Consider the following 25174-nt stretch of genomic DNA (forward strand, 5'->3'; position numbering starts at 1 on the left):
GTATCGGGGGCGGCGGCACGCAGGCCCGGGCGGTATCGAGCAACCGACTCGTAGCACCGGCCGGAGCCGCCCGCATCAGCACCGAGAGCAGGTGCAACAGACCCTCGGAAACCATGAGCCGGCGACGGCTGGTCCGCAGGATGTGCGCCGCGGAAACCTTGTCACCCGAGGCGATCGCTTGCGCTATCGCCACCGTCTCGAACCACGACGCACTCAGGACATCTCGGCTCATTGGCTTGTTTCGGCTCACCAAACTATATTATTCGCTTTGCCTAACTACGTCTAGTGCCCGCTTCCTCGGTGGCACCCCGCTCCGGTCACGCCTTTCCCGTGGTGTGGTAGCCCCCCACACCCCGAACGATTCGCCCGCCGCGACGGCATACCTACCGCACGGCTCCCCCACTGGGCAGTGCTGACAGATCTGTTTGGCACGGGCCTCCCGCAGGGTCCGAGCCCTCCCCCGCTCGTGATCCGGCGGGAAGAACCGATCGGTCGGCATGCCACGGCAACGCGCCCACTCAAGCCACTTCATATCGCTACCCGACGACGGTCTGTGCGACCTTGACGCCAACCAGCACCACCGCCACCGCCAGGTAGCCGCGGAGGGCGATCATTCCCGCGGTGCGCAGCGGCGACCACGCCGGCCGTTCCAGGGTGTCAAGCGCGGGGCGTGCGCCAGGTTTCACGTTCTTGCCGCATGATCTGCCGCCGCAGCGCACGATCCCGCGGCGAGGATTCCAGATCCTGCACCTGCTAGGGATCCAGCCCGCCGAGCACACCGACAATCGCTCCAGCGACAAAGAACGTCTTGAGCTGTTGGGTGCTGAGATCGGGGAGGAAGGTTGCCGCGGTCAACGACAACAGCACTAGCGACCAAACAATCACTCCGGCAATCAGATTCTGCAGAGCGGTGTTAATCCATGGTCCCAGGACTGCCTTGTCATTGCACAGCAGCACCAGGAACACCGTCGCCGAGGGCAGCAGCACGCCGTAGCCCAGGTAAAAGGTGGGCGCCTCGGTCAGCTTCCAGTGCAGCGAGTGACGCTTACCGAAGGTGTCGCCCAGCGCATAGGTGGTCGCCAACCCCACCTCATTGGCGCCAATGAGCGACGCATCCAACAACAGGATGGCGAACAGTGCACCAACCGCGGGACACACGTGCTCGTGGAGCAGCCTCGCGACGGCACCGGCGTCGGTGAAGTTTCCCACGGCGTCGGTGCCCGCCAGGCCAAATGCGGCGGCCCCCAATAAACTCGGTGACGATCGTCAGCGCATTCACCACGAACAGGTCGCCGACGCTGAAGGCGCCCCAGAACCGTCCGAATCGAGTGAAGATGAGCCGCGCATGTCCTACCCCGGCAACCGCGCCGAGCCGCACCACCATCTCCTGATTGGCGTAGAGCACGGGAATCAGCAGCGCCAGCGTCCACATCAGCGCCATGCCATAGTTCTGACCGGCCTGAGCGTAGGTGGCCACTCCTCCCGCGTCGTTGTCACCGACCATCACGATCAGGCCAGGGACCAAGACGGCCAACAACATCCGGAATCGCTGCCGCCTGCTGCGACCCTCGGTGCTCTCGTGCTGCCCGATGGCGCCCAGGGCACCGACGATGTCTCCGACGTGCGCGCTGTCCATGACGGCGCCTGCCGGAGCGTGTCCGTCGCTGTCGTATCGGCGGGAAACGCCGTTGAAGAATGCCATTGCAGATGCCGCCCTTTCTCAGGGTTCGGTCCACCGCGGACGCTTCCGCGCACACCAAATCGAGCACGATGCAATAGGTTTCGCGACGGGTCAGGCGTGAGCGGCGTCGCAGCGGAAGGCTGAGAACACATGTACGTGCTGGCCTAAGCCAGGTTGTCGATCCGGACTGGGATACGGACTATCGCCGGACTGCATGTCGTCCCTCACCTCCTCGCTGCCAGGGCGGCTGCGCCGCAATTGTTTGTGTCAGCGCACGTCAAGCGCACTCAGACAAGACGAGTAACCACCCGCCATCGAACGGGCGGACCACCTCTCTCGTCAGAGCTTCGGCACTGCACGACGTGATCCCAACGGGAAGCCACTTCGGATCACCCCTTAAGCCGGGGAGATCTGTCCCAACCCTGGGCGTCTCTCGACGTCGTCGGATCAGTGGCCTGTGTTCGTGCAGGAGCCTCGCCTAGCGAGGTGCTAACGATCGGTACTGCATGCCCGATTGGTGCTGCGCATCAACGCAACCCCAATTCCTGACGGCCTCTTGACAGTATTCAGCGGATCAGCCGACATCCCCGTACTCGTCGAACCAGTAGGCGAGCTTGCCGCGCCTACTGACCGCGCGCAGGCGCGACTCGGTCAGTGCCCGGGTCTTACTGGTCGTGACGATCATCAGTTCGTCGTCCGACTCGATCCGGGTGTCGGGCAGCGGGACGAAGGTATTGCCCTGCCTGATGATCAGGGTGACGACTGCCGGGTCGGGCAGTCGTAGTTCGAGGATGGTGACGTTGCGCAGCCGGGATCCCGGTTGCACCTTCATCGTCAGCAGCTCCGCATCCAGCACATCCAAAGGTGCTGCCTCGACCTGGATTTCACGAGTCGTCTCCCGCGTGATCAATCCCAGAAGGTGCGCGACGGGCCGCAGGCTCGGTCCCTGGATAAGGGTGAAGACCACCACCAAAACGAAAACGATATTGAGCAAGCGGTAACTGTCGGGCACACCCTCCACGATCGGGAAAGTGGCAAGTACGACGGGGACCGCACCACGCAGTCCGGCCCAGGACAGAAAGGCCTGCTCGCGCCACGGGATACTGAATCCGGCAAGCGATCCCACCACCGACAGCGGCCGGGCCACCAGCAATAGCACGAGCCCGATAACGATCGCGGGAACCAAGTCATCCATCAGCTCGCTGGGATTGACCAGCAAGCCGAGCAAGACGAAAAGGCCTATCTGCGCCAGCCAGCCGAGACCCTCGGCGAACGATCGGGTGGCAGACCGGTGCGGCAGACCGGAATTGGCCAGCACCACCGCGGCCAGATAGGCAGCGATGAAACCGCTGGCGTGCACGCTGCCGGAGGCCGCGAAAGCAACCAACCCGATACCGAATGTCGCAATCGGATACAGGCCCGACGCCGGCAAGGCAACCCGGCGCAGCGCCATGGCCCCCAGGAAACCGGACAACAGACCGATCGCCGAACCCGCCAGCAGCTCGTAGACGATCTCAATCACGGCGCTTTTCGGCTCGAACACGAAGGGCACGACGCTGAACATCAGGACGAGAATCACGGCGGGGGCGTCATTGAATCCGGATTCCGCCTCCAGCAGTCCGGCGACCCGGCGCGGCAACGGCAGCACCCGCAGCACCGAGAACACCGCCGCGGCATCGGTGGAGGACACGATGGCGCCCAACAACAACGCCAGCTGCCAATCCATACGCAACAGGACATGCGCGCCGACCGCGGTCACCACTGTGCTGATGAGGACACCGGCAGTGGCCATCGCACCGGCCGGCGCGAGCACCTTGCGAATATCGGCGAACCGTGTGGTCAAACCGCCCTCGACCAGGATCACGGCAAGCGCCGCGGTGCACACGTTCCGAGCCAGCTCGACGTTGTCGAACTCAAGGCCCAGCCCGTCCTCCCCGAGCACGACCCCGACCAAGAGGAAGAACAAAAGGCTCGGGAATCCGATACGCGTGGCCACCCGGGTGCCGACAATGCTCGCGAGCAGCACGAGCCCGCCAATGAGCAAAGCCAGGTACAGCTGGTGCAGGCTCACTTCGTTCCCGTCGATCGACTCCGATTCATAGGGCACGATAGCGGGGTGGTGGAACGGAAGATGCGAGTCGCGATTGCGGGCGCGGGCAAGGTCGGCCGGTCCGTGGCGCGCGAGCTACTCGACTATGGCCACAAAATCCTGTTAATCGAACGCGAGCGCAGTAACTTCGAGCCGCAGGCCGTGCCCGGGGCGGATTGGCTCAACGCCGACGCATGCGAGCTCGACACCCTGGAAGATGCGGGGATCGAGACGTGTGATGTCGTGGTCGCCGCTACCGGTGACGACAAGGCCAATCTCGTCGTGGGCCTGCTGGCCAAGACCGAGTTCGGCGTGCCCAGGGTCGTCGCCCGCATCAACGACATTCGCAACCAGGGACTGTTCGGTCAGGCCTGGGGTATCGATGTGGCGGTCTCCACACCCGGCGCCATGGTGGCCGGTATCGAGGGCGCGATCGACATCGGTCACCTGGTACGTCTCATGGGGTTGCGCGAGGGAAGTGCGGGTCTGACGAAACTGACTCTGCCGGAGGATAATCCCCTAGTTGGACAACGTGTGGCAGACCTGGAACTGCCGCCGAACACCGCACTGGTCACCGTGATCCGGAACGGAGCCGTCGTGCTACCCAGGCCCGAGGATGTCTTGGAGGCCGGGGACGAGATGCTCTTCATCGCGAACAGCGACGTTGAGCACGCGATTCGCGCGGCGATCCATGGAGCCGAAGTGACACCCGACCGGTAGATCGGCTACACGCTGAGCAGGGCCAGTTCCTCGCGCGCACGCCGCTCGACCAACAGCGGAACGTAGTCACGCAGTGGACTGTTGTCGAAGCGGGAGTGTTCTGCACGCACCACCGCCTCCACGATGTCGCGGGGCAGATTCGGATGTCGACCATGCAGCTGTTCCACAAGGTCGCCTATCCCTGCCCGCTCACTGAGTACCGCCACAGGGACAAAATTTGCACTACGTTTACAGTTTCGTCAACTGCCCTGACCGACACCAAAGACGGCCAGCCAAGCATGCAGCAGCTGGGTTTGTAGACTTTGGTGACGGACCCGACGGAGGTGGATGTCACGGTGCAGGTCGACTGTAATTCGTTGATTACCTGCATATTTCGTGGCAGCCCTGACCGCAGCCTGGTGATCCGATGAGCGTCGCGACCATCGTCGGCAGTGGCCCCAACGGACTTGCCGCAGCAATTACCCTCGCCCGCGCAGGGATCTCTGTCACTGTGTTGGAGGCCACTGATGAACCCGGGGGCGGATGCCGTTCCTCGGAGATGCTCGAACCGGGACTCATCCATGACCACTGCGCGGCCAGCCACCCGATGGCCATCGGTTCTTCCTTCTTGACCAGTCTGGATCTGGCTCGCCACGGTGTGCGCTGGCTCTTGCCCGAGATCGACTGCGTTCATCCGCTCGACGACGGCTCTGCGGGCGTCCTGTACCGGTCGGTGGATGACACGGCCACGTTGATGGGGCGTGATGGCAACCGTTGGCGTGCGCTGTTCGGTTATCCCTCGCGGCATTTCGAGACCCTCGTGGAGGACATCACGGCGCCGCTGCTGCGTGCGCCCCACCACCCCATTCAGATGGCGCGATTCGGACTGCCGGCTGCGCTGCCCGCTTCCACCATCGCGCGCCTGCTCCGCACCGAGTCGGCCCGCGCCCTGTACGGCGGGGTCGCCGCACATGCCTTCCGGCCCTTGCACTATCCCATGACAGCTGCGGTCGGCCTCGGAATCATGACGGCCGGACACCGATACGGCTGGCCAGTCGTCTCCGGCGGCACCGGTTCTCTCGTCCGGGCCATGACCGCGACCCTTGCCGAGCTGGGTGGAGAGGTGTGCACGGGGGTTCGCATCGACGACGCCGCGCAATTGCCCGACGCCGATCTGACACTGTTCGATCTTGAACCGGGCTCTGTCGCAAAGATTCTCGGTGATCGGTTGCCCGCAAGAGTCACCCGCGCGTTCACCAGGTTCCGGCACGGCTCCGGCGCCTTCAAGGTCGACTTCGCGGTCGACGGAGGGGTTCCGTGGGCCACACCAGCTGCCCGCCGCGCCGGTACCGTCCATCTCGGCGGCACGTACGCCGAGGTGGCCTCCACCGAACGGCAGATCCATGCCGGCATCATGCCGGAGCGCCCCTTTGTCCTTGCCGGTCAGCAATATCTGGCCGATCCGCAGCGCTCGGCCGGCACTATCCACCCGCTCTGGACCTATGCACACGTGCCTTTCGGTTACGCCGGAGATGCCACTGAGGCGATCATCCGTCAGATCGAACGATTCGCGCCCGGTTTCCGCGAGCGGATCGTTGGCACGGCGGTGCGCTCGACGACGGAGATGTCGGTGTACAACGCCAACTACGTGGGCGGGGACATCATGACGGGCGCCAAGGACATCCGGCAGCTGGTGTTCGGTCCTCGCGTCGGACTGAGCCCCTACAGCCTTGGCACGCCGGGGATGTTCATCTGTTCCGCCGCGACACCGCCAGGCCCTGGCGCGCACGGCATGTGCGGTGTGCACGCCGCGAATGCTGCGCTCAAACACCTCCCCCAACGAGGGCCGACGGCGTATCGTTAACATCGTAAACAAAACATCGAGCCTGAGAATCCAGCACTGAACGAGGTGAGGGCCATGATCGTCCTCGGAGCCATCCTGTTGGCCGCCGGCTTCATCCTCGACATCGGGTGGCTATGGACCGGCGGAGTTGTACTCATCGTCATCGGCCTGGTCCTGATGGTCGCAGGCCGCACGGGACACGCCGTCGGTGGCCGCCGCCACTACTACTGACTCACCGGTTGAAAGAGCAGGAGAACGCCATGCGATATGCCGGAATACTGGTGGCGGTGTGGTTGATCGTGGGGGCAATCGCCGTCGCCCAACGCGGATACTTCACCAACAGCCCACAAACCTGTGCCAGCGCGGGAACAATCGCGCTGACTGTGCTTGCCGGTCCCCTCAATTACGCGGGACTCAATCCGACAGTCAGCCAATGCAACATCCCACAACCAAGTACCTGATTGCCGGGCCGGACTCTTAGCCCGGCTCCGATCGGATCGCGGCACCCACTCGAACAAGCACATCGAGCTGCGCCGGATTGAACAGATCCAACAGTGCCCGGGCCACGGTGCGCTCGGCGAACTGTTGACCGCGCGGAGCGTCCGCGGTCGAGGTGAGCATCCCTGGATGATCGGCATACAACTTCCGGGTGTGTAAGGACATCCGCTCGGCGAGGTCGGCACGCATCTGCTCGTCAGCGTCGGCCGCCAGGTTTTCCAGCTCATGATCGAGGTCGCGGTCTTGCTGATCCAGGAGCACCCCGATAAATGCCTGCAACCCCACCGGACCGAGCACTCTGGACATCACGAATGCGAGCGAACGGTCGGTATCGGAGAGTTCCATATTGACTGCCGCGGAGCCGAATTCGGGCGGCATGTCGGCCGCTACCTCACTCGCCAATATCTGTCCGAGCTCGTCGCGTACTCGCTGCAGCCGGTCGATAGTGCCGGCCAGCTCCGCATCGAGCGCGCGCAGTGCCTGGCCCGGGTCTTCGTTGGCCTCATCCATCTCCGCGATCTGCTTCAGGGAAAGACCCAGCCCTGTGAGGCGTTTGATCTGCAGGACCCGAACCAGATGCGCGACGCCATAACTCTTGTAGCCGTTGGAGCGGCGTTCGGGCTCAGCCAGCAAGCCGACGTCGTGGTAGTGGCGCACCGCACGCAGGCTGATGCCGGCGAGTTCGGCAAGCTCCCGCGTGCTCCAGCCCACCGTCACTCCTTCTGTATCCACGGACATACCCGCCACTCGACACTATGCCGCTACGGCATGGTCAACACGCGAAACCCTCGCCTCATCAGCAACGACCCGGCAACGTGAGCCATCCGGTTTGCCACACATTGACATTAGGGTTACCGAAAACTTCATAACGGTGTCTACTAGCTGGTAATTTTCGAGTTTGATGAGCATCATGCAGGGATATCGATCTGTTGCTGAGCGTGCCTGTCGGTGCTAACTTGGTTCCGTGCAGACCACCGCTAGTGCGCCCGCGATGCTTGGTGGATTGCGTCGCCAGCTCCTCCGGTCGGTGTTCATCACGGCGCTGTTCATGGCACCCGCGCTCATCACGCGAATCGGCGGATTGCATCCCAATCCGGTAGTAGCTCTCGTGATCTACGGCGCAGCGGTAGTGGCCGCCAGTTTTGTCTTGGCGTGGGCGGCAGAGGCCGCGCAGATTGACGTCTCCGGTGGCCTGGCGATCGCAGTGCTGGCCTTGATCGCGGTGCTGCCCGAGTATGCCGTCGATCTCTACTACGCCTACATCTCCGGCCAGGTCCCCGAGTACAGCCAGTACGCCGCCGCAAACATGACCGGCTCGAACAGGTTGTTGATGGGACTGGGCTGGCCCGTCGTCGTTCTCATCGCACTCGCGGTGGCCCGCAAGACATCCGGACGCTCCACCAACCTGCTGTCATTGGCGCCCTCTAACCGCATCGAGCTTGGCTTCCTACTCGTGGCCGGGGTGGCGGCATTCGTGATTCCGGCGAGCGGGCAGATTCACCTCGTGCTGGGCGTTGCGCTGCTGGCATGGTTCGGGTTCTACCTGTTTACGATCGGCCGCGGCGAAGCCGAGGAACCGGATCTGGTGGGCACGGCTGCGGCCATTGGCATGCTGCCCAAGCACATGCGCCGCAGCACCGTCGTCACGATGTTCATACTCGCCGCATCGATCATCCTGTTGTGCGCCGAGCCCTTCGCCAACAGCCTGGTAAGCGCCGGAACACAATTGGGTATCGATCAGTTCCTTCTGGTGCAGTGGCTCGCACCGCTGGCCTCGGAAGCACCCGAGTTCATCATCGCCGCGATTTTCGCCGCCCGCGGCAAGGGAACCGCGGCCATCGCGACGTTGATCTCGTCAAAGGTCAACCAGTGGACACTCCTGATCGGTTCACTGCCTATCGCCCATCTCGCGGGCGGCGGCGGGTACTCCCTGGTACTCGATGCCCGTCAGGTCGAAGAAACCCTGCTGACCGCAACGCAAACCATGATGGGCGTGGCCCTGATCCTCGCCCTGCGGTTCCACCGCGGCACCGCGTGGGCACTCCTGGCACTGTTCGTGATCCAGTTCCCCATCACCTCAACCCACGGCCGGCTCATCCTGTGCGGTGTGTACGGCGTCTTGGCGATCGCCGGTTTGGTCGTCAACCGCCAGCACCTCATCGCGACAATTCGAGCGCCGTTCAGCAGGTCAGCCACACGACAGTTGACTGTGCCGTAGCGGCATAGTTTCTCCTGGTGTTACTTCGACACACCGAGAGGAACACAATGGCGCTGCCCAAGCTCATCACCGTCGAGGAGTTCTTCGATCCGCCGGTTCGCACGTCCGCGTCGATCTCGCCGGACGGAACCAAGATCGCGTACCTAGCGCCGCGGAAGAATCGTCTCAACGTATGGGTGCAAGCCACCGATGGCAACAACCCCGCCGACGCGCAGTGCGTCACCCGCGACGAAACCCGGAGCGTCACGGGATTTCTCTGGGTCGACGACCCGCGCTGGCTGCTGTACGTGCAGGACTCTGGTGGTGACGAGAACTGGCATCTGTACCGGGTCGACTTGGACGACACCGACGCACCGGCCATCGATCTGACTCCATATCCCGGCGTGCGACTGCTGGGCCTGGAGCAGCCATACGGCCGCCCCGGCAAGTTGTTCATCCAGCTGAACCACCGCCGAATCGACCACATCGACCTCTACGAGCTCGACATCGCATCCGGCGAGCTGACCATGCTCGCCGAGAACCCCGGCGACGTCATCGCCTGGTTCTGCGGCCCTCATCACGAGGTCTTCACGCAATCGCTGACACCTGAAGGAGATATCGAGTTCTCCCGCTACGAGTCCGGGGCGCTGGCATCTCTCGTCGTATACAACGGCGCGGACTACCCGGTGGGTATGCACCCGACCCAGATGACACCGGACGGTACCGGGCTGTGGATGGGTTCTAGCCGTGACACCGATCGCACCCGCCTGGTCCGGCTCGACCTGGCCACCGGTGAGGAGTCGGTCGTCGACAGCCATCCGGCCTTCGACCTTTCCGCTGCCCTGGGCCTGGCGCCGTCGCTGATCCGGCATCGAAAGACTGGCGAGCTGCTGGCTGTCCGGTATCTCGGCGAGCGGCAGGAAATCCGGGTCCTCGATCCGGATTTCGCTCCGGTGTTGGAAGGGCTCCAGGAACTCTCGGACGGAGACCTCGCGGAAATTTCGTCCGATGAGAGCGGCCAACGCTGGGTGGTCAGTTTTACGCATGACCGGGAGCCCGGACTCACCTATTTCTACGACCACGAAAAGGGCGAAAGCCGGCAACTGTTCCGGCCGTACCCGCACCTGGCTCCGGCGGACCTGGCGCCCATGACGCCAGTGACGATCGCCTCGCGCGATGGTTTGAATCTGCACTCCTACCTGACCCTGCCCGTTGGGATGGAACCCGCGGGACTCCCCCTGGTGCTGGTGGTCCACGGTGGTCCGTGGCACCGTGACAGCTGGGGATTCGACCCGTCCGTGCAGTTCCTGGCCAACCGTGGATACGCGGTGCTGCAGGTCAACTTCCGCGGATCCACCGGCTATGGCAAGGCCTTCACGAAGGCGGCCATCGGCGAGTTCGCGGGCAGGATGCACGACGATCTGATCGACGCCGTCGACTGGGCAGTCAAGCAGGGCTATGCGGATCCGAGCCGGGTCGCGATCTTCGGCGGCTCGTACGGCGGGTACTCCGCACTGGTTGGGGTCACCTTCACCCCCGATGTCTTCGCAGCCGCCATCGACTACGTGGGCATCTCGGATCTCGCGAACTTCATGCGGACCCTTCCGCCATTTGTGCGACCGAACCTGACCAACAACTGGTACCGGTACGTCGGCGATCCCGCCGTGCCGGAGCAGGAGGCCGATATGCTCGCCCGATCGCCCATCAGCCGGGTGGATCAGATCCGCACCCCGCTCTTAGTTGCACAGGGCGCCAATGATGTTCGCGTGGTCCAGGCCGAATCCGACAACATTGTGGCAGCTCTGCGTGCTCGTGGTGTCGAGGTCGAGTACATGGTCAAGGCCGATGAGGGACACGGTTTCCTGAACCCGGAGAACCAGATCGACCTGTTCCGTGCGACGGAACTATTCCTGGCCCGGCATCTGGGTGGGCGGCAGGTGCGGTGACCGAGGTTTCCGAGCTGTCCGAACGCAAGCAGACCCTCCTCGAACAGGCAGGTGGTCTGTCCGGTCTCATCTACGCCGGTCTACCCAGTGTGACGTTTGCCTTGGGCAACAGTTCTTTTGGTTTAGCCGGAGCGATCTGGATATCCATCGCGACGGCAGCGGCGGTTGCCGCTTGGCGGTGGTTACGCAACCAGCCGCTGCAACCCGCGATCTCCGGGCTATTCGGGGTTGCCATCTCTGCGGCCATCGCTTATCAGATCGGTTCGGCCAAAGGCTTTTTCCTGATGGGTATTTGGACCAATCTCATCGCCGCAACGGTCTTCCTGGCCTCGGTGCTGGTGGGCTGGCCGCTTGCGGGAGTGCTCTGGCATGGCGTCACCGGCACCGGGCAGCGCTGGCGCCAAGACAAACCGTCGCGGTTTGGCTACGCGGTGGCGACCCTGGCCCTAGCGACGGTGTTCGCGTCCAGATTCGTTGTGCAGGAATGGTTGTATACGCAGGACTCAGTGGGCTGGCTGGCCTTCGCCCGTATCGCGATGGGCTACCCACTCTTCGGTATGGCGCTGCTGGTGGTCATCTGGGCGGTGCGGCGTTCGAAAAGGCGGCTACCTCGCCCTGATTCAGCCAGCGCGGAAGGCGATCACGACCGATGAGTTCACACTTGCTGGTCGCGGCCAGCGTCTGAGCCTGCCGGGTGAAATCCTGGTTGCTGACCACCATGGCGCGGGTGCAATCGTAGTGCCGCGCACCCGCGACGACCTCTTGAACTGCCCTGACACCCACGGTCTTTGAATAACGCTTGCACTGGACGGCGACAACATCGCGCCGATTCGTGGCTATCAGGTCAACGCCGTAATCGCTGGACGCGGCGGTGGTCTCGATATGCCATCCGGCGCTATACATGCGGGCCGCGACGAACGTCTCGAAATCGAGGCCAGACATCTCGTCGATCTCGGAAAGCCCCGACAGCGTGGCATACCTAAGCAGCCTGGCCTCATATCGGCGCCGGGTCATCGCATCGCCCAACCCTCGCAGGACCCATCCCGCACTCCGCAAGATCAGATACACGGCGTAGGGCGATGCCAGATACGCCACCTGCGCCAACGCGGCGAGCGCTGGGTCCCCCGTGTTCCGGTACACCAGGACGCCGGGCCAAACAATCAGCGCCACGATGGGCCCAGCCAACACCACAACGATCACCGCGACCAATGCGCGCGACAGGCGGCGCCTTGCCTGAACCGCCTTACGCCTCCACCGCCGCAGCATCATTCAATGAACTTTAAGCCAGCCCTCCGACACCTGCGCGTTACGGACGCCCAGGTACACGGTGTCACCTCACCGCTGGCAACCAGGGCACCAATACGCCACGCGCGGCAGGGCCCGATCGCGTGAGATCCGGGTTCCGCAACGGCGGCACGGCCTTCCATGTCGGCCGTAAACCCACAGCTCATGGCCGGGCCGCGGGTCACCGGTCGTTGTCCTGCGGTGGCTGTCCTTGTTCGCATGCAACAGCCCGTGCGCACGCTCCACGAAACGCTCGGGATCAACGAGGCCTCTCACCGGCGTTGTGGGCAGCAACCCGGCCAGAAAACACAGTTCGTTGCAATACACGTTGCCAATGCCCGCCATGACCCTCTGGTCGAGAAGCGTCGCACCCAGCTCGTCATCTGACCGCGCCATCAATCGCTCCAACGCGATCGCCGGATCCCAAGCTGCACCAAGAAGATCCGGGCCTAGATGACCCACGATGTCGTTTTCTCGCTCCCGCTTGACCACATCCAGAACACCCAAGCTGATCCCGAGAGCCACCGAGTCGTCTGTCGTCAATACCGCTCTGATTCGATGGTCCCACGTGGATACGGGCCCCTGAGCGGACATGATCCGCCAGCTGCCATCCATTTTCAGATGCGAGTGAATGCTGGCCCAGCCGACGCGAATGAAGAGATGTTTTCCGCGTGCAAGCACGCTGTCAACGCGTTCCCCGCTCATATCGACGGTTGCGAAACGTGGAACACGGATATCGCAGCCAGTGAGCACCCGGCCGGTCAGCACATCGGCCAGGCGTTGCGCCGTCCGGAACGCCGTGTCGCCTTCTGGCATTCCACCGCCCTCCTCGCGCTAGCCGTCACAGGCTATCCAACACCGCACCGAAGCGACAGCGAGCCCACCGATACGCAAAGGTCAGGTAGCAGAGACGGTCTCGCCTCCGACGGTCGCCGCATCTGAACTCTCGGCACGCCCCCACCGCCCGGCCAGCGCCGCGCAGGTAATCAGTTGGATCTGGTGGAAGATCATCAGCGGCAGCACAATCAGGCCCACGGGGTGTCCCGCGAACAGCACGGTGGCCATCGGCAATCCGGTCGCCAAACTCTTCTTGGATCCACAGAAGATGACGACGATTCTGTCTGCCCGGTCGAACCGCAACAGCCGCGCCGCACACGCCGTGACACCCAACACCACCGCTAGCAGCACGATGCTGACCGCGACGACTGCCAACAGCCGAGAGATCTGCAGGCCCTGCCAGACGTGCTCGACCATCCCGGCGCTGAACGCCGCATAGACCACTAGGTAAACCGAGCCACGGTCAACAACTTTGGTGAGCGTGGCGTGGGACAGAATCCGATACAGCTTGGGCCGCAACAACTGGCCAGCGACAAAAGGCAGCAGAAGCTGCACCACGATCTCCAGTATCGCGGTGGGCGAGACAGTCGCCTCCCCGGTGGTCTGCATGAGAAGCATCACCAGGAAGGGAGTCATGAAGACGCCCAACATATTCGACAGCGAGGCGCTCACCACCGCAGCACCGACATTGCCGCGGGCGATGGACGTGAATGCAATCGAAGATTGCACCGTCGACGGCAGCAGGCACAGATAGAGCACGCCCGTGTAAAGGTCGTCGGTCAGCACCGACGGCACCAGCAGCCGCATCGCCAGCCCCAGTAACGGGAAGAGCATATAGGTGGCGGCCAGCACCGTGGTGTGCAGTTTCCAGTGCTTCAGACCCTCAAGTGCCTCGCGCGGTTCCAGCCGAGTCCCGTAGAGGAAGAACAGCACCGCGATGGCGATCTTGGTCGCCCACTCGAGAACATCGGCAGCACCGCCGCGGGCCGGGAGTAGCAGCCCAATCCCCATGGCAGCGAACAGCCCCAGCAAGAAGCCGTCAATGCGAAGTTTGGCCAGCCAAGTCACACAGGACACCGTACGAGTACAGGAACTGATTGTGAAAGTTGATAGAAGTGATATCTCTGAACGCGTATCGTGATGGCAATGCTGGATCCCGAGCTGCTTCGCACTTTTCTGACGGTCGAGCGTGCGGGCGGGTTCACCGCGGCGGGCCGCATTCTCGGGCTACGCCAATCCACGGTGAGCGGACATATCGCGCGGCTGGAACAGTCCACCGGCCGAGAGCTGTTCCGCCGCGATACCCGCAATCTGGCATTGACCGCCGACGGCGCCGCGATGGTCGGGTTCGCGCGCTCGATCCTGGACGCCCACACCCAGGCCGACCGCTACTTCGCGAGTTCGGAACTGACCGGACTCATCCGGCTCGGCGCCTCCGACGACCTAGTGGCCCGCGAGCTGCCCGATGTGCTTGTCGAGTTCCAGGACTCGCATCCGGGTGTGGATCTGGAACTCGTCGTCGGACTGAGTGAATACCTCAAGACTCGCATGACCGCGGGCGAGCTGGACCTGATGGTGGCCAAGCGCCTGCCGGGAGAGAAGCACGGCGAGTTGCTGTGGCGCGACAGGCTGGTGTGGGCAGGGCGGCCCAACACCCAGGACGTGCGTGACCCGGTACCCATAGTGACCTATCCCCCGCCGAGCCTGACTCGGCACGCCGCGTTGCGCGCACTCGAGCGGGAGGGCCGGACCTGGCGCATCGCATGCGTCAGCGACAGCCAACTGGGCCTGCGGGCGGCGACCCTCGCGGGTATGGGCGTGATCGCACACGCGGAATCCCTTTTGCCTGAAGGTCTTACCAGAGTCAGCGATGAGAGCCTGCCCGACCTTGGCGAGCTGGAGTTCGTGCTGCTGCGGCGGCGCAGTGTGCTGTCCGAACCCGAGCAGGCACTCTGCGACGCGATCATCGCCAGTACGCACCGACTGCACCGGTGAACTCGAGACCCTCGGTCGACCTAACCAGTCGTTAGCGCGAAGTAGGCCACGGATCCCGCCGCAAGCGCCAGGAACACGGCCGGAAACGCGACGTTGTGCAGCACGTTGCTGCGGATGTGCGCGGCCACCGCGCCGATGAAGAACGCCACCAACCCCATTGCCGCGGCGAGGCCGATTGGACGCACCCCGGCAAGACCGATGATCAGACCGACCACCCCAGCACCCTCGACGACCGCGAGATAGGGAATCCATCGCGGTGCCAATCCCACCTCCACGGAGTTCTGCACCACGAACTGTGCCTTGAGCGCCTTGGCCGCCACCTCGAATCCGTTGACGATGACGCACAGAACCGTCGTCACCAACAGTCCAACGTCAAGCATCTGTACGCTCATATGTGCCTCCCATCTAGTCGGTTTCGTTGACCTCACTCTCTTGACGACCGACATGACGGAAAGGTGACCTCTCTCGTGGATCTCATCGAAGAATTCGAGTCCGCGCGGCCCCGACTACTGTCCGTGGCCCACCGGATCCTGGGCTCACACCACGACGCAGAAGACGCGGTGCAAGCCGCCTGGATCCGGGCGCAGTCCGCCGACGTGAATCAGGTGGAAAATCTCGACGGGTGGCTTACCACCGTCACCGCCCGGCTCTGCCTCGATCAGCTGAGAGCACGCGAACGCCGCGGCGAGATTTCACTGACTGCCGATCACATCCCTGGTACGAGCCTGGCCGCTGATGAGGACTTCCTACGGCGTGAGCAGGTTTCACGTGCGATGCTCGTGGTGCTCGGCGAATTGTCCCCCAAGCAGCGTGTGGCCTATGTCCTGCACGACCTGTTCGCCGTGCCGTTCGAGGACGTCGCCGAGGTACTCGATACGACCGTCGTCTCCGCGAAGAAGCTCGCCAGTAGGGCGCGATTGCGGCTCGACATCGCTGACCCCGCGAGTGCCAGCGATGTCGAGAACCAGCTGGAGATCGTCGACGCCTTCCTGTCGGCGGCCCGTGGTGGCGACATCGAGCGCCTGATCACCTTGATGGCACCCGAGGTGGTCCGCAGCGTTGACCGCGCACTCATCCCCACTGGCGCAGCGACACTCGTGCGGGGCGCCCGAGCCGTCGCCGAGGAGACGCGCACGTTCATCGATCGCATCGCCGTGGCGGTGTCGCTTCTTATCGACGGGCAGCCGGGCGCGGTCATCGCACCGGGCGGCCATCCCTTCGCGGTTGTCCGGATGGACACCCATAACGGACTGGTCACTCGGATAGACATCGCCCCGTACTCGAGCCGTGGCGCCGAACTGACCGCTGCCTACCAGAGGGCCAGCGGCTCGCGATCGAGCTAATATCTGGCTGCCACATCACCAGCCACACCGGACGGCACGGTGGGCGAGGCAGAAACGAGAACCACACCGTGCAACACGACTCTGCGACCGCGTCACCACACAGCCCGGCCACTGCGTCGAGCACCGTGCGCCTTGCGGTCGTCGTCGGCGCGCTCGGAGTGGTGTTCGGCGATATCGGGACGAGCCCGATCTACACCATTCAGACGGTCTTCAATCCGGCTGACCCGCACCCCGTGCCGGTAAGCACGGACAACGTGTACGGCATCGTGTCGTTGATCTTCTGGTCGGTAATGGCGATCGTGACGTTCACGTACGTCACGCTGGTGATGCGCGCCGACAATGAGGGCGAGGGCGGCATCATGGCGCTCATCACGCTGCTGACGCGTTGGGGCGGTAAGCAAGGGCGTCGCGGAGCCCTGGCGCTGGCCGGCGGCGGACTCTTTGGCGCCGCGCTGTTTTTCGGAGACAGCATGATCACCCCTGCTATCTCCGTGCTCTCGGCAATCGAGGGTGTGAAGGTCATTCAGCCGGATCTGGAGGCGTGGATCGTCCCCATCACCGCGGTGATCATCGTCGCCTTGTTCGCCGTACAACGCCATGGCACCGCCCTCATCGGGCGGTTCTTCGGGCCGGTGATGATCCTATGGTTCCTGGCGATCGGCGCCTGCGGGATCACCGGTATCGCCGCGCATCCGGAGATCCTCAGGGCGCTCTCACCCACCTACGCAATCGGTTTCATGGTCGGGCATTTTCACATCGCGTTCTTCGCACTCGCGGCAGTGGTGCTCTCGGTGACGGGCGCCGAGGCGTTGTACGCCGATATGGGCCACTTCGGGCGCAAGGCCATCACCTATGGGTGGCTCGGTCTGGCGCTGCCCGCGCTGACGCTGAGCTACTTCGGTCAGGGTGCCCTGATCCTGGGCGATCAATCCGCCGTCAGCGCGCCGTTCTTCTTGTTGACGCCCGAATGGGCACGCTTGCCGATCGTGCTGCTCGCCACCGCCGCCACGGTGATCGCCTCACAGGCCGTGATCACCGGTGCGTATTCGGTGGCATCGCAAGCAGTTCAGCTCGGTTACCTGCCACGGTTGCGGATTGCCCACACTTCGGAATCAACGATCGGCCAGATCTACGTGCCGTGGATCAATTGGGTACTGATGGTCTCCGTGCTGACGCTGGTCTTCGCGTTCCAGACCTCGGCCGCGCTGGCCTACGCGTTCGGCATGGCGGTGACCGGCACCATCACGATCACCACCACGCTGTTCTTTTATGTCGCCCGCATCCGCTGGAACACCCCGCTCTGGCTGCTGCTGCTCGGCGCGGGTGCACTGCTGACCATCGACGTGCTGTTCCTGGCGGCGAACATGACCAAGCTGGTTCATGGGGCGTGGCTGCCGCTGTTGATCGCACTGACGGCGTTCACGGTGATGACGACATGGGAGCGCGGCCGCACCATCGTGACGCCCGCCCGGGAACAGGCCGAAGGCCCACTGCGCGCGTTCGTCGACCAACTCAATGGGGACACCACGCATGTGGTGCGCGTGCCCGGAACCGCGGTGTTCCTCAACCGGAGCAAGGACACCACGCCGCTCGCGATGCGTGCCAACGTCGAACACAACCATGTGCTCCATGAGCACGTCGTCATCCTGTCGATCGAGACATCGCCGATTCCCCGCGTGGAAGACGCCGAGCGGACGACCATCGACAATCTCGGATACGCCGAAGACGGGATCATTCACGTCACGGCACGCTTCGGATACATGGAGACCCCGAACGTCCCCCACGCACTGGGACTACTCGACCCCGCGCAGACCGAGGGACAAGCCATCCCGATCGACGAGGCCACGTACTTCCTCTCGAAACTAGAACTTGGCAGGGGCACGGAGCCGACGATGGCTCGATGGCGCAAGCAGCTGTTCCTCGCCACATCGCATATCACCGCGGACGCCGCCGAGTACTTCGGACTGCCCAGAGACCGCACGGTCATCATGGGCTCGCGCATCGACGTATGACGTTTCCCACCTAATCTGGAATAGATCCAGATTAGGTGGGATTGTATTAAGCATGAGTACTTCAGCCCGTACACCCGAATCCGATGTCACAAACTTCCAACCGTCTGCAGAACTGACCGGCCACTTGCAACAAGTCCTGGTTGACCTGATCGAGCTTCACCTGCAGGGCAAGCAGGCGCACTGGAACGTCGTGGGAAGTAACTTCCGCGACCTGCACCTGCAGCTCGACGAGCTCGTCGACTTCGCCCGCGAGTCCAGCGACACCGTCGCCGAGCGGATGCGTGCACTCGACGCCTTGCCCGATGGCCGTTCGGACACGGTGGCGGCCAGCACGACGCTGCCGGAATTCCCGCCCTACGAACGCAGCACCGGCGATGTGGTCGACCTGATCACCACCCGCATCTACGCCACGGTGAAGACGCTGCGCGCAGTACACGATTCGGTGGACGACGAAGACCCGACCACCGCCGACATCCTGCATCAGCTGATCGCCGGTCTGGAAAAGCTGGCCTGGCTGATCAAGTCCGAGAATCGGAAGGTGTAGCTGCTTACGCGATGATGGACCGATGCATGCTGTGAAACGCTTCGCGACGATCATTGGTCTACTCAGCGCGGTGCTGCTCTGGGGCCCCAACCCCGGACTGGCTCGCGCGGCCGATGCCTCACCCGCCGGAGATGTGCTCTCCCTCGGTGATCCGGCGGCTCCCGGGCAGATCGACCTGTACTTGGATCCGCTGTGCCCCTACAGCGGAAAGATGGTTCAAAGCCAGGGCGACGAGATCGGGCGGCGCATCGAATCGGGCAAGCTGCACATCAACCTCAGGTTCGTGGACTTCCTCGACAAGTACTCGGCCAGCGGCACTTACGACAGCCGCGCGATCTATGCGGCGTTCGTCGTGGCCGATCAGTCACGGTCGAGTGATACGACCTGGCGCTTCATCCAGCGGTTCTACGCGAAGGATCAGCAGCCCGAGGAAGAAGGGGACACGGACCTCAGTAATGACCAGCTGGCGGAGCTGGCGAACGGCGTCGGCGCTCCCCAGAGTGCGCAGGACCTCATCCGGGTCGGCCTGCCGGTGCCCTTTGACCCGCGCGTCATCGCGGCGAACAACCTTCCGCTGCTGCGGGCCTTCCCCAAATCCGGTGTGCCTATGGTCGTGATCGACAACCAGCCCGTCGACGGCGAATCGGACTGGCTGAGCAGAACACCGCGGTAGCGGCGTAACTCTGCGAGATACTGGCACCGTGTCCGTGAACTCGAAGGTTTCGCGCTCGTGGCTTCTGGTGAGCCCTTCCCGCGAGCCTGACCTCAACGCCGCCGTCGCGTCCACCAATGCCGACGAGGTGATCCTGGACCTGGAAGACGCCGTCGCACCAAACGAGAAGGAACCGGCACGCGAACGCGTGATGGAATACCTCAACTCCGGCGGGCAGGCTTGGGTACGCGTCAACGACGCATCAAGCGAGTTTTGGTCGGCCGACTGCCGGACTCTCGCCGACGCCCGCGGCCTGAAAGGCGTGGTACTCGCCAAGACCGAGGGTGGAAACCACATGTGGGACACCGCAAACCGCCTCGGTGGCGAAGCTCCGGTGATCGCGCTGATCGAAACCGCGCGCGGTATGTCCCGCGTGCACGACATCGCGGCCGCTCGCCCCTGTTTTCGCATCGCCTTTGGCGTCAACGACTACACGCTCGATATCGGCGTCGAGCAAGACCCATTGGCCTTGGCGTACAGCCGCTCTCAGCTCGTAGTTGCTTCGCGTGCCGCACACATCCCAGGGCCGATCGACGGGCCGACTCGTGACCCGGACCAGTTGGCTGAGGGGGTCGCGCTGACTCGCCAGATGGGTATGACGGGAAAGCTGGCACTCCACTCGGCGGATGCCGACACCATCAACAAGGGGCTGAGCCCTTCCGATGAGGACGTGTCCTGGGCGCGAGACTTCGTCGAACAGTTCAATAGTCACGGCGGAAAGCCCAAGGACGGCAGCGATCTGCCTCGACTGAACCGCGCCCGAATCATCCTGGAGCGAGCACGGATGCTCGGCCTGATCACGTCCTAGCGGTAAGCCGTGACAGCGCCGCCACGGTGAGCGCCTCGATCCCGGTGCTGAGCGTGGGTTCCAGGACCGGCGCGAACTCCGGGGAATGGTTGGACGGGACCGGTTTTCCGGCCGCCGCGGCATCTTCAAAACGCTGCTGCGTGTACCCGCCCCAAAACCAGAATGCGGTGGGGACACCGGCGGCAGTCCCGAAGAATCCGACATCCTCACTGCCTGCCAGCGGATTCGGAGACTCGATCACCCGGTCGGCACCGAAGTGCTCACGGAACACCGCGGCGATCGCCTGCATCGCAGCGGTGTCGACGACGGTGACCGGGAATGAGTGCATCGAGGTCACCGCCGGTTCCTTGTCGGCACCCGAGGCCGTCGACTCGGCCTGCGCGATCCGTGTGATGGAGGCCAACGTCTTTGTGCGGACGTCCTCGTTGAAGGTGCGGACGTTGATGCCGAGTTCGGCGTCGTCGGGGATGATGTTGTCCTTCGCCCCGGCGTGCAGGTATCCGACGGTGACCACCGCGGGCTCGAACGGAGACAGCTCGCGCGACACGATGGTCTGCAGCCGCTGCACCACATTCGAGGCCATCACCACCGGATCGATTGTCGATTCCGGTTGCGAGCCATGCCCGCCCCGGCCGAACAGCTGCATCTTGAGGGAATCCGAGGCCGCCAGCGCCGTGCCCGTCTTGTATGCGATCATCCCCGCAGGCAGCGGGCCGACGTGCTGACCGAGAACGACCTCGGGCCTGGGGAACCGATCGAGGATGCCGTCGGCGATCATCGCCTTCGCGCCGCCGCCCACTTCTTCGGCGGGCTGAAAGACCGCGACCACCGTTCCCGACCATTGCTTCTTGAGCTCGTTGAGCAGCCGGAGGGCGCCCACCAGCGCCGTGACGTGCATATCGTGTCCACACGCATGCATGACAGGAACCTCCCTGCCATCAGGATTGGTGGCACGCTCGGTGCTGGCATAGGGGAGGCCGGTCTGCTCCTGTACCGGGAGCGCGTCGAAGTCGGCTCGCAGCCACACCACCGGGCCGGTTCCGTTGCGAAGTACCGCAACAACTCCGGTGCCACCGACACCCGCCGTCACCTCCAGCCCGAGCGGCGCGATGATCTCCTGGATCTTTCCCGCGGTGCGGTGTTCCTGGAACGACAATTCCGGATGCTGATGCAGGTCTCGGTAGAAGTCGGCCAAGTTCCCCAAGTTCTCAGCCCAGTTGTCGGGCAGCGTAATCGCCATGTGGCCTCCCACTCTGTGTGCTTCTGCGACTCAGTTCGACAATACGGCGATCGTCACGACCTACCCTCGGATACGTGAGCCAATCCATCGACACCGAACTCTCCGTCGACGCCATCGTCGTCGGAGGTGGGATGTCGGGCGCATCGATTGCCTACGAACTGGCCGAGCACCGAACCGTCGCATTACTGGAACGCGAATCGACCCTCGCGTTCCACACGACCGGACGGTCCGCCGCGACCTTCATCGAGAACTACGGGAATCCCGTCATCCGAATGTTGACAGCGGCCAGCCGCGATTTCTTCACCGATCCCCGTGAGGGTTTCGAGGCTCCACTCGCAACCTCCTTGCCGCTGTTGATCATCGCCGATGAAGCGCACGCGGACACACTTCGGGAAGGGCATCGGGAAGCCTCCCGGCAGGGTTGTCACACGGAGCTGGTGGACGGCGCGGTCGCCGAGCAGATCAACCCCTACCTGCGCCCGGGGCACATCCGATTGGCGGCGGTCGACCGCACGCCGATGGAGCTCGACGTCCATGGGCTGCATCAGGGATATGTACGCGGATTCCGCCGGCGCGGCGGAATCATCGTCAAGTCGGCTCCCATCGTGAGCGGCAGCCGCCATCAGGGCAGGTGGGTCCTGCGGGATTCCTCCGGACGGGCCTTTGAGGCGGCGACCGTCGTGAACGCCGCCGGGGCGTGGTGCGATGAACTCGCGCGCGCCATGGGCGCTCGTCCGGTGGGAATCCAGCCACTTCGACGCACCGCGTTCATGGTATCCGCATCGCAGGCGAATCCCACCGGCTCGCTTCCCATGACCCTGGATGTCTCCGAGAGTTTCTATTTCAAGCCCGATGGCACCCAATTCCTCTGTTCGCCCGCCGACGAGACGCTTCAGTCACCCGGAGACCCGCGCCCGGACGAACTCGAGATGGCCCGGGCGATCGGGATGATCAATAAGGCGACCACTCTCGGCATTCGGAGTGTGAACTCGGCCTGGGCGGGACTGCGGTCCTTCACCTCCGACCGCACTCCCGTCGTGGGCGAAGACCCGGATGTCGAGGGCTTCTTCTGGTACGCCGCCCAGGGCGGCTACGGCATCCAGATGGCCCCCGCCCTTGCTCGAGTGGGGGCCGCATTCGCCACCGGCAATCCCCTCCCCGAGGCGCTAGCCGTGCGGGGTCTGACCTCCGCGATGCTGAGACCTGATCGCGATTCACTGCGTGCCCGTCCCTAGCTGCCTCGCCCGCGCTCCCGGACCACTTCGGGTGAACCCTGTTATCGTCGGCCACGATGGTGAACATGGATCGACGCCGCATGATGGCGTTCTCAGGGCTTGGCATGTTGGCAGCAGCGGTTTCCATGCCGGAAGCGTGGGCGGAACCGTCACCACAGAACCCACCCGGCCGCCCGCCCGCGGCCCCTCCGACCGGCAAGTATGTCTTCGTCGACGAGTTTGACGGACCAGCCGGGTCGGCGCCCGATAGATCCAAGTGGGCGATCTCAAAGGCTCGCGAGTCCATGAAGGACCCGACCTTTTGGGAGCTCCCCGAAAATGTCGGCCAGTATCGAGACGATCGCAAGAACGTCTTTCTCGACGGCAACTCGAACCTGGTCATCAAGGCCGTAAAAGAAGGCAACACGTACTACGGCGGCAAGATCTACAGCACGACCGAACTCGGTGTCGGCTACACCTGGGAAGCCCGTATTAAGTTCAACTGCCTGACCCCGGGCGCGTGGCCCGCGTTCTGGCTCGGCAGTGACCAGGACGGTGAGATCGACATCGTCGAGTGGTACGGCAATGGCAGCTGGCCGGCCGCAACCACCGTGCACGCCAAGGCAAACGGCTCAGAATGGAAGACTCACAACCTGTCCCTCGACAACGCGTGGCACACCTGGCGCACCCAGTGGGACGACAAGGGCATTCGGTTCTGGAAGGACTACACGGACGGAGCGGCACCGTATTTCGAGGTCGCCGCGAACTCCCTCGCGGACTGGCCGTTCAACAATCCCGGACACAAGGCATTTCCCGTGCTGAACCTGGCCGTGGCCGGATCCGGTGGCGGCGATCCCCGCGGCGGCACCTACCCCGCTGAGATGCTCGTCGACTGGATACGCGTCTGGTAGCTCAGCTGCCGATGCGCACGTCGTGTGACTCCCACATGTCGCGCCATTCAGCTTCTTCGTCCTGTTTGTCGTGATGCTGACCAGCGGACGGTTCGGTGAGTGTGATCGTCGGGTGTGGCAATGTGAAGAAGTCACCTTTACCCTGTGCCGCACGATGCTGACCGGTATCGAGGTAGCAGTACCCTAGTCCCGAGAGCTCTGCAGTCCGGTCGGACCTGTCAAGATAGTGAAGTACGTTCTGGGCAGCGGCTTTCGCACCATTCTTAGCGAAGATGGCAGCCTTCGGCAGAGGCCTGCCGGACGGCGATGTCACCGACACGACGTCACCGATCGCCCAGATGCCCTCGTACGAGGTTTGCATGGTCTGTGTATCGACGCCGATCCATTCCGGTCCGTTTATGGTGACTGACGGCTCATGCGGCGGAACGAACACCAACAAGTCGAAACTCACTGTGGCACCATCCTTGAACACGACAACCTTCCTGTCGGGGTCGACGCGTTCTGTGGTGCGCTCACCATGGAAGGTGATCTCGTTGTCCGTGAGCAGCTGTACCAGCTGCGGCCCCGCATAGGGACCAGCCGAAGGCATCGGGTGCTTCTCTGGGGTGTACACGCTGATATCGACATCCGACCGTATGCCCTTGTCATTCAAGAAGTCCGAGGCCAGTAGGGCTCCCTCATAGGGGGCCACTGGACAGCGATAGGGCTGTGACGTCACCAGGAAGACGAGCTTGCTTCCCGAGAAGTTTTCGAGCGCGCGCCGGGCATCACCGGCTGCGGCAACGCCGTAGTAGTGCACCGCGTCGCCTCGGGCGGCCGCTTCCGTCAAGCCCGGAATCTTGTCGAGAGCATTGCGCGCACCCGTGGCGATGACGAGCGCGTCAAAGTCCAGCGTTGACGAGTCGGACAAGGTTACGGTGCGCGCGTTGGGATCGATTCGGGCGACGGAGCCCGTCACGGTGGTTATCCCCGACAATGCCTCGGAACTGGGCCGAATGGGCACACTTGCCGCATCGCGCCAGCCTCGCATGACCCACGGCAAGGTAAATCCCAAAAAGTGAGTGAAGTCCTCGTCCACGATGGTGATATCGAGGTCACCGACCGGTACGTGAGACCGGCGCAGTTCGTTGATCACGCTCAGACCGCCGATTCCGGCACCCAGGATGACGACCTTCTTCATGTTCTACGCTCCCTCTTCCTGAACAGGCCCCTGTGCACAGGAGCAGACGGTGGTGTGCCGTGCCCGCCACACCATTGATCCTCGGGGACTTTGTTTTTCACGGATTGAATGTGGAGACCACAGCCAGACCACGTGGTCTTT

At 63.6% G+C, this 25174-nt stretch carries 25 protein-coding genes, 1 pseudogene and 1 riboswitch; of the genes and pseudogenes, 15 read left to right on the plus strand and 11 right to left on the minus strand.

What is annotated here, in order from left to right; all coding sequences use genetic code 11:
- Positions 1-259 precede the first annotated feature (259 nt).
- The 3 genes and pseudogenes from B4383_RS05540 to B4383_RS05550 form a co-directional block, all read right to left on the minus strand.
- The gene (locus B4383_RS05540; RefSeq protein ID WP_078289954.1) at positions 260-532 is read right to left on the minus strand and encodes a WhiB family transcriptional regulator; all 273 of its coding nucleotides are present in this window, start codon (positions 530-532) and stop codon (positions 260-262) included.
- A 4-nt stretch (positions 533-536) separates the two neighbouring features.
- Positions 537-1702: pseudogene (locus tag B4383_RS05545) on the minus strand (divalent metal cation transporter).
- Positions 1703-2005: 303 nt separating this feature from the next.
- Positions 2006-2174, minus strand: a riboswitch (M-box (ykoK) riboswitch).
- A gap of 81 nt (positions 2175-2255) precedes the next feature.
- Positions 2256-3752, minus strand: a complete 1497-nt coding sequence (locus tag B4383_RS05550; RefSeq protein ID WP_078290005.1) for a potassium/proton antiporter — start codon at positions 3750-3752, stop codon at positions 2256-2258.
- Positions 3753-3812: 60 nt separating this feature from the next.
- On the opposite strand from B4383_RS05550, the gene B4383_RS05555 reads away from it, so the two are divergent.
- The gene (locus B4383_RS05555) at positions 3813-4490 is read left to right on the plus strand and encodes a TrkA family potassium uptake protein (protein WP_078290006.1); all 678 of its coding nucleotides are present in this window, start codon (positions 3813-3815) and stop codon (positions 4488-4490) included.
- Between the two features lie 5 nt (positions 4491-4495).
- Here B4383_RS05555 and B4383_RS05560 read toward each other — a convergent pair whose 3' ends face one another.
- Positions 4496-4696, minus strand: coding sequence for a three-helix bundle dimerization domain-containing protein (locus B4383_RS05560; RefSeq protein ID WP_078289953.1), 201 nt, complete (start codon positions 4694-4696; stop codon positions 4496-4498).
- Between the two features lie 200 nt (positions 4697-4896).
- Here B4383_RS05560 and B4383_RS05565 point away from each other — a divergent pair, with 200 nt between their 5' ends.
- From B4383_RS05565 to B4383_RS05570, 3 genes are read left to right on the plus strand one after another with little or no spacing between them, the layout of a single operon-like run.
- Positions 4897-6333, plus strand: coding sequence for an NAD(P)/FAD-dependent oxidoreductase (locus tag B4383_RS05565; protein WP_078289952.1), 1437 nt, complete (start codon positions 4897-4899; stop codon positions 6331-6333).
- Positions 6334-6387: 54 nt separating this feature from the next.
- Positions 6388-6543, plus strand: a complete 156-nt coding sequence (locus tag B4383_RS26175; RefSeq protein WP_139360557.1) for a DUF6131 family protein — start codon at positions 6388-6390, stop codon at positions 6541-6543.
- A gap of 29 nt (positions 6544-6572) precedes the next feature.
- Entirely contained in the window at positions 6573-6773 is a 201-nt protein-coding gene (locus B4383_RS05570) for a lipase chaperone (RefSeq protein ID WP_078289951.1), read from the plus strand.
- A 16-nt stretch (positions 6774-6789) separates the two neighbouring features.
- Here the strand turns inward: B4383_RS05570 and B4383_RS05575 are convergent, their stop codons facing one another.
- On the minus strand, positions 6790-7548 hold the full coding sequence (locus tag B4383_RS05575; protein WP_078289950.1) for a MerR family transcriptional regulator: 759 nt from the start codon (positions 7546-7548) through the stop codon (positions 6790-6792).
- A gap of 226 nt (positions 7549-7774) precedes the next feature.
- On the opposite strand from B4383_RS05575, the gene B4383_RS05580 reads away from it, so the two are divergent.
- From B4383_RS05580 to B4383_RS05590, 3 genes are read left to right on the plus strand one after another with little or no spacing between them, the layout of a single operon-like run.
- Entirely contained in the window at positions 7775-9028 is a 1254-nt protein-coding gene (locus tag B4383_RS05580; RefSeq protein ID WP_078289949.1) for a sodium:proton exchanger, read from the plus strand.
- Positions 9029-9075: 47 nt separating this feature from the next.
- Complete coding sequence (locus B4383_RS05585) at positions 9076-10953, plus strand: S9 family peptidase (RefSeq protein ID WP_078289948.1); 1878 nt, start codon at positions 9076-9078, stop codon at positions 10951-10953.
- Entirely contained in the window at positions 10950-11606 is a 657-nt protein-coding gene (locus B4383_RS05590; protein ID WP_078289947.1) for a DUF3159 domain-containing protein, read from the plus strand. Before B4383_RS05585 ends, B4383_RS05590 begins: the two co-directional genes overlap by 4 nt.
- Here the strand turns inward: B4383_RS05590 and B4383_RS05595 are convergent.
- The 3 genes from B4383_RS05595 to B4383_RS05605 all read right to left on the minus strand — a co-directional run bounded on the left by B4383_RS05595 (position 11527) and on the right by B4383_RS05605 (position 14142).
- Positions 11527-12222 carry a restriction endonuclease gene (locus B4383_RS05595; RefSeq protein WP_078289946.1) on the minus strand — a complete coding sequence of 232 codons (696 nt, stop codon included), beginning with the start codon at positions 12220-12222 and terminating at the stop codon, positions 11527-11529. The two genes, B4383_RS05590 and B4383_RS05595, sit on opposite strands and share 80 nt — an antisense overlap.
- Positions 12223-12288: 66 nt before the next feature.
- Positions 12289-13053, minus strand: coding sequence for an endonuclease VIII Nei2 (gene nei2, locus B4383_RS05600; protein ID WP_078289945.1), 765 nt, complete (start codon positions 13051-13053; stop codon positions 12289-12291).
- An 81-nt stretch (positions 13054-13134) separates the two neighbouring features.
- Complete coding sequence (locus tag B4383_RS05605) at positions 13135-14142, minus strand: bile acid:sodium symporter family protein (protein WP_078289944.1); 1008 nt, start codon at positions 14140-14142, stop codon at positions 13135-13137.
- A 72-nt stretch (positions 14143-14214) separates the two neighbouring features.
- Between B4383_RS05605 and B4383_RS05610 the strand changes: the two genes are divergently transcribed.
- A complete protein-coding gene (locus B4383_RS05610) occupies positions 14215-15069 on the plus strand; it encodes a LysR substrate-binding domain-containing protein (protein ID WP_078289943.1) in 855 nt (284 codons plus the stop codon).
- A gap of 20 nt (positions 15070-15089) precedes the next feature.
- Here the strand turns inward: B4383_RS05610 and B4383_RS05615 are convergent, their stop codons facing one another.
- Entirely contained in the window at positions 15090-15461 is a 372-nt protein-coding gene (locus tag B4383_RS05615) for a DoxX family protein (protein WP_078289942.1), read from the minus strand.
- Positions 15462-15536: 75 nt separating this feature from the next.
- Here B4383_RS05615 and B4383_RS05620 point away from each other — a divergent pair, with 75 nt between their 5' ends.
- The 5 genes from B4383_RS05620 (at position 15537) to B4383_RS05640 (ending at position 20488) form a co-directional block, all read left to right on the plus strand.
- Positions 15537-16412, plus strand: a complete 876-nt coding sequence (locus B4383_RS05620; RefSeq protein WP_078289941.1) for a sigma-70 family RNA polymerase sigma factor — start codon at positions 15537-15539, stop codon at positions 16410-16412.
- A gap of 125 nt (positions 16413-16537) precedes the next feature.
- Complete coding sequence (locus B4383_RS05625) at positions 16538-18424, plus strand: KUP/HAK/KT family potassium transporter (RefSeq protein WP_286144048.1); 1887 nt, start codon at positions 16538-16540, stop codon at positions 18422-18424.
- 52 nt (positions 18425-18476) lie between these two features.
- Positions 18477-18968: a DNA starvation/stationary phase protection protein gene (locus B4383_RS05630; RefSeq protein WP_078289939.1), complete on the plus strand. Its 492-nt coding sequence runs from the start codon at positions 18477-18479 to the stop codon at positions 18966-18968.
- 22 nt (positions 18969-18990) lie between these two features.
- Positions 18991-19641 carry a thioredoxin domain-containing protein gene (locus B4383_RS05635; RefSeq protein ID WP_078289938.1) on the plus strand — a complete coding sequence of 217 codons (651 nt, stop codon included), beginning with the start codon at positions 18991-18993 and terminating at the stop codon, positions 19639-19641.
- Positions 19642-19675: 34 nt separating this feature from the next.
- On the plus strand, positions 19676-20488 hold the full coding sequence (locus B4383_RS05640) for a CoA ester lyase (protein ID WP_078290004.1): 813 nt from the start codon (positions 19676-19678) through the stop codon (positions 20486-20488).
- Here the strand turns inward: B4383_RS05640 and B4383_RS05645 are convergent.
- Positions 20478-21728: a M20 family metallopeptidase gene (locus tag B4383_RS05645; protein WP_078289937.1), complete on the minus strand. Its 1251-nt coding sequence runs from the start codon at positions 21726-21728 to the stop codon at positions 20478-20480. The genes B4383_RS05640 and B4383_RS05645 overlap by 11 nt on opposite strands.
- 74 nt (positions 21729-21802) lie before the next feature.
- Here B4383_RS05645 and B4383_RS05650 point away from each other — a divergent pair, with 74 nt between their 5' ends.
- Entirely contained in the window at positions 21803-22963 is a 1161-nt protein-coding gene (locus B4383_RS05650; RefSeq protein ID WP_078289936.1) for an FAD-binding oxidoreductase, read from the plus strand.
- A gap of 56 nt (positions 22964-23019) precedes the next feature.
- Entirely contained in the window at positions 23020-23853 is an 834-nt protein-coding gene (locus B4383_RS05655; protein ID WP_078289935.1) for a glycoside hydrolase family 16 protein, read from the plus strand.
- A gap of 1 nt (position 23854) precedes the next feature.
- Here B4383_RS05655 and B4383_RS05660 read toward each other — a convergent pair whose 3' ends face one another.
- Positions 23855-25033: an FAD/NAD(P)-binding oxidoreductase gene (locus B4383_RS05660; protein ID WP_078289933.1), complete on the minus strand. Its 1179-nt coding sequence runs from the start codon at positions 25031-25033 to the stop codon at positions 23855-23857.
- Positions 25034-25174: the final 141 nt, after the last annotated feature.

The sequence above is a fragment of the Mycobacterium sp. D16R24 genome, assembly GCF_002013385.1.
Classification (GTDB): Bacteria; Actinomycetota; Actinomycetes; order Mycobacteriales; family Mycobacteriaceae; genus Mycobacterium.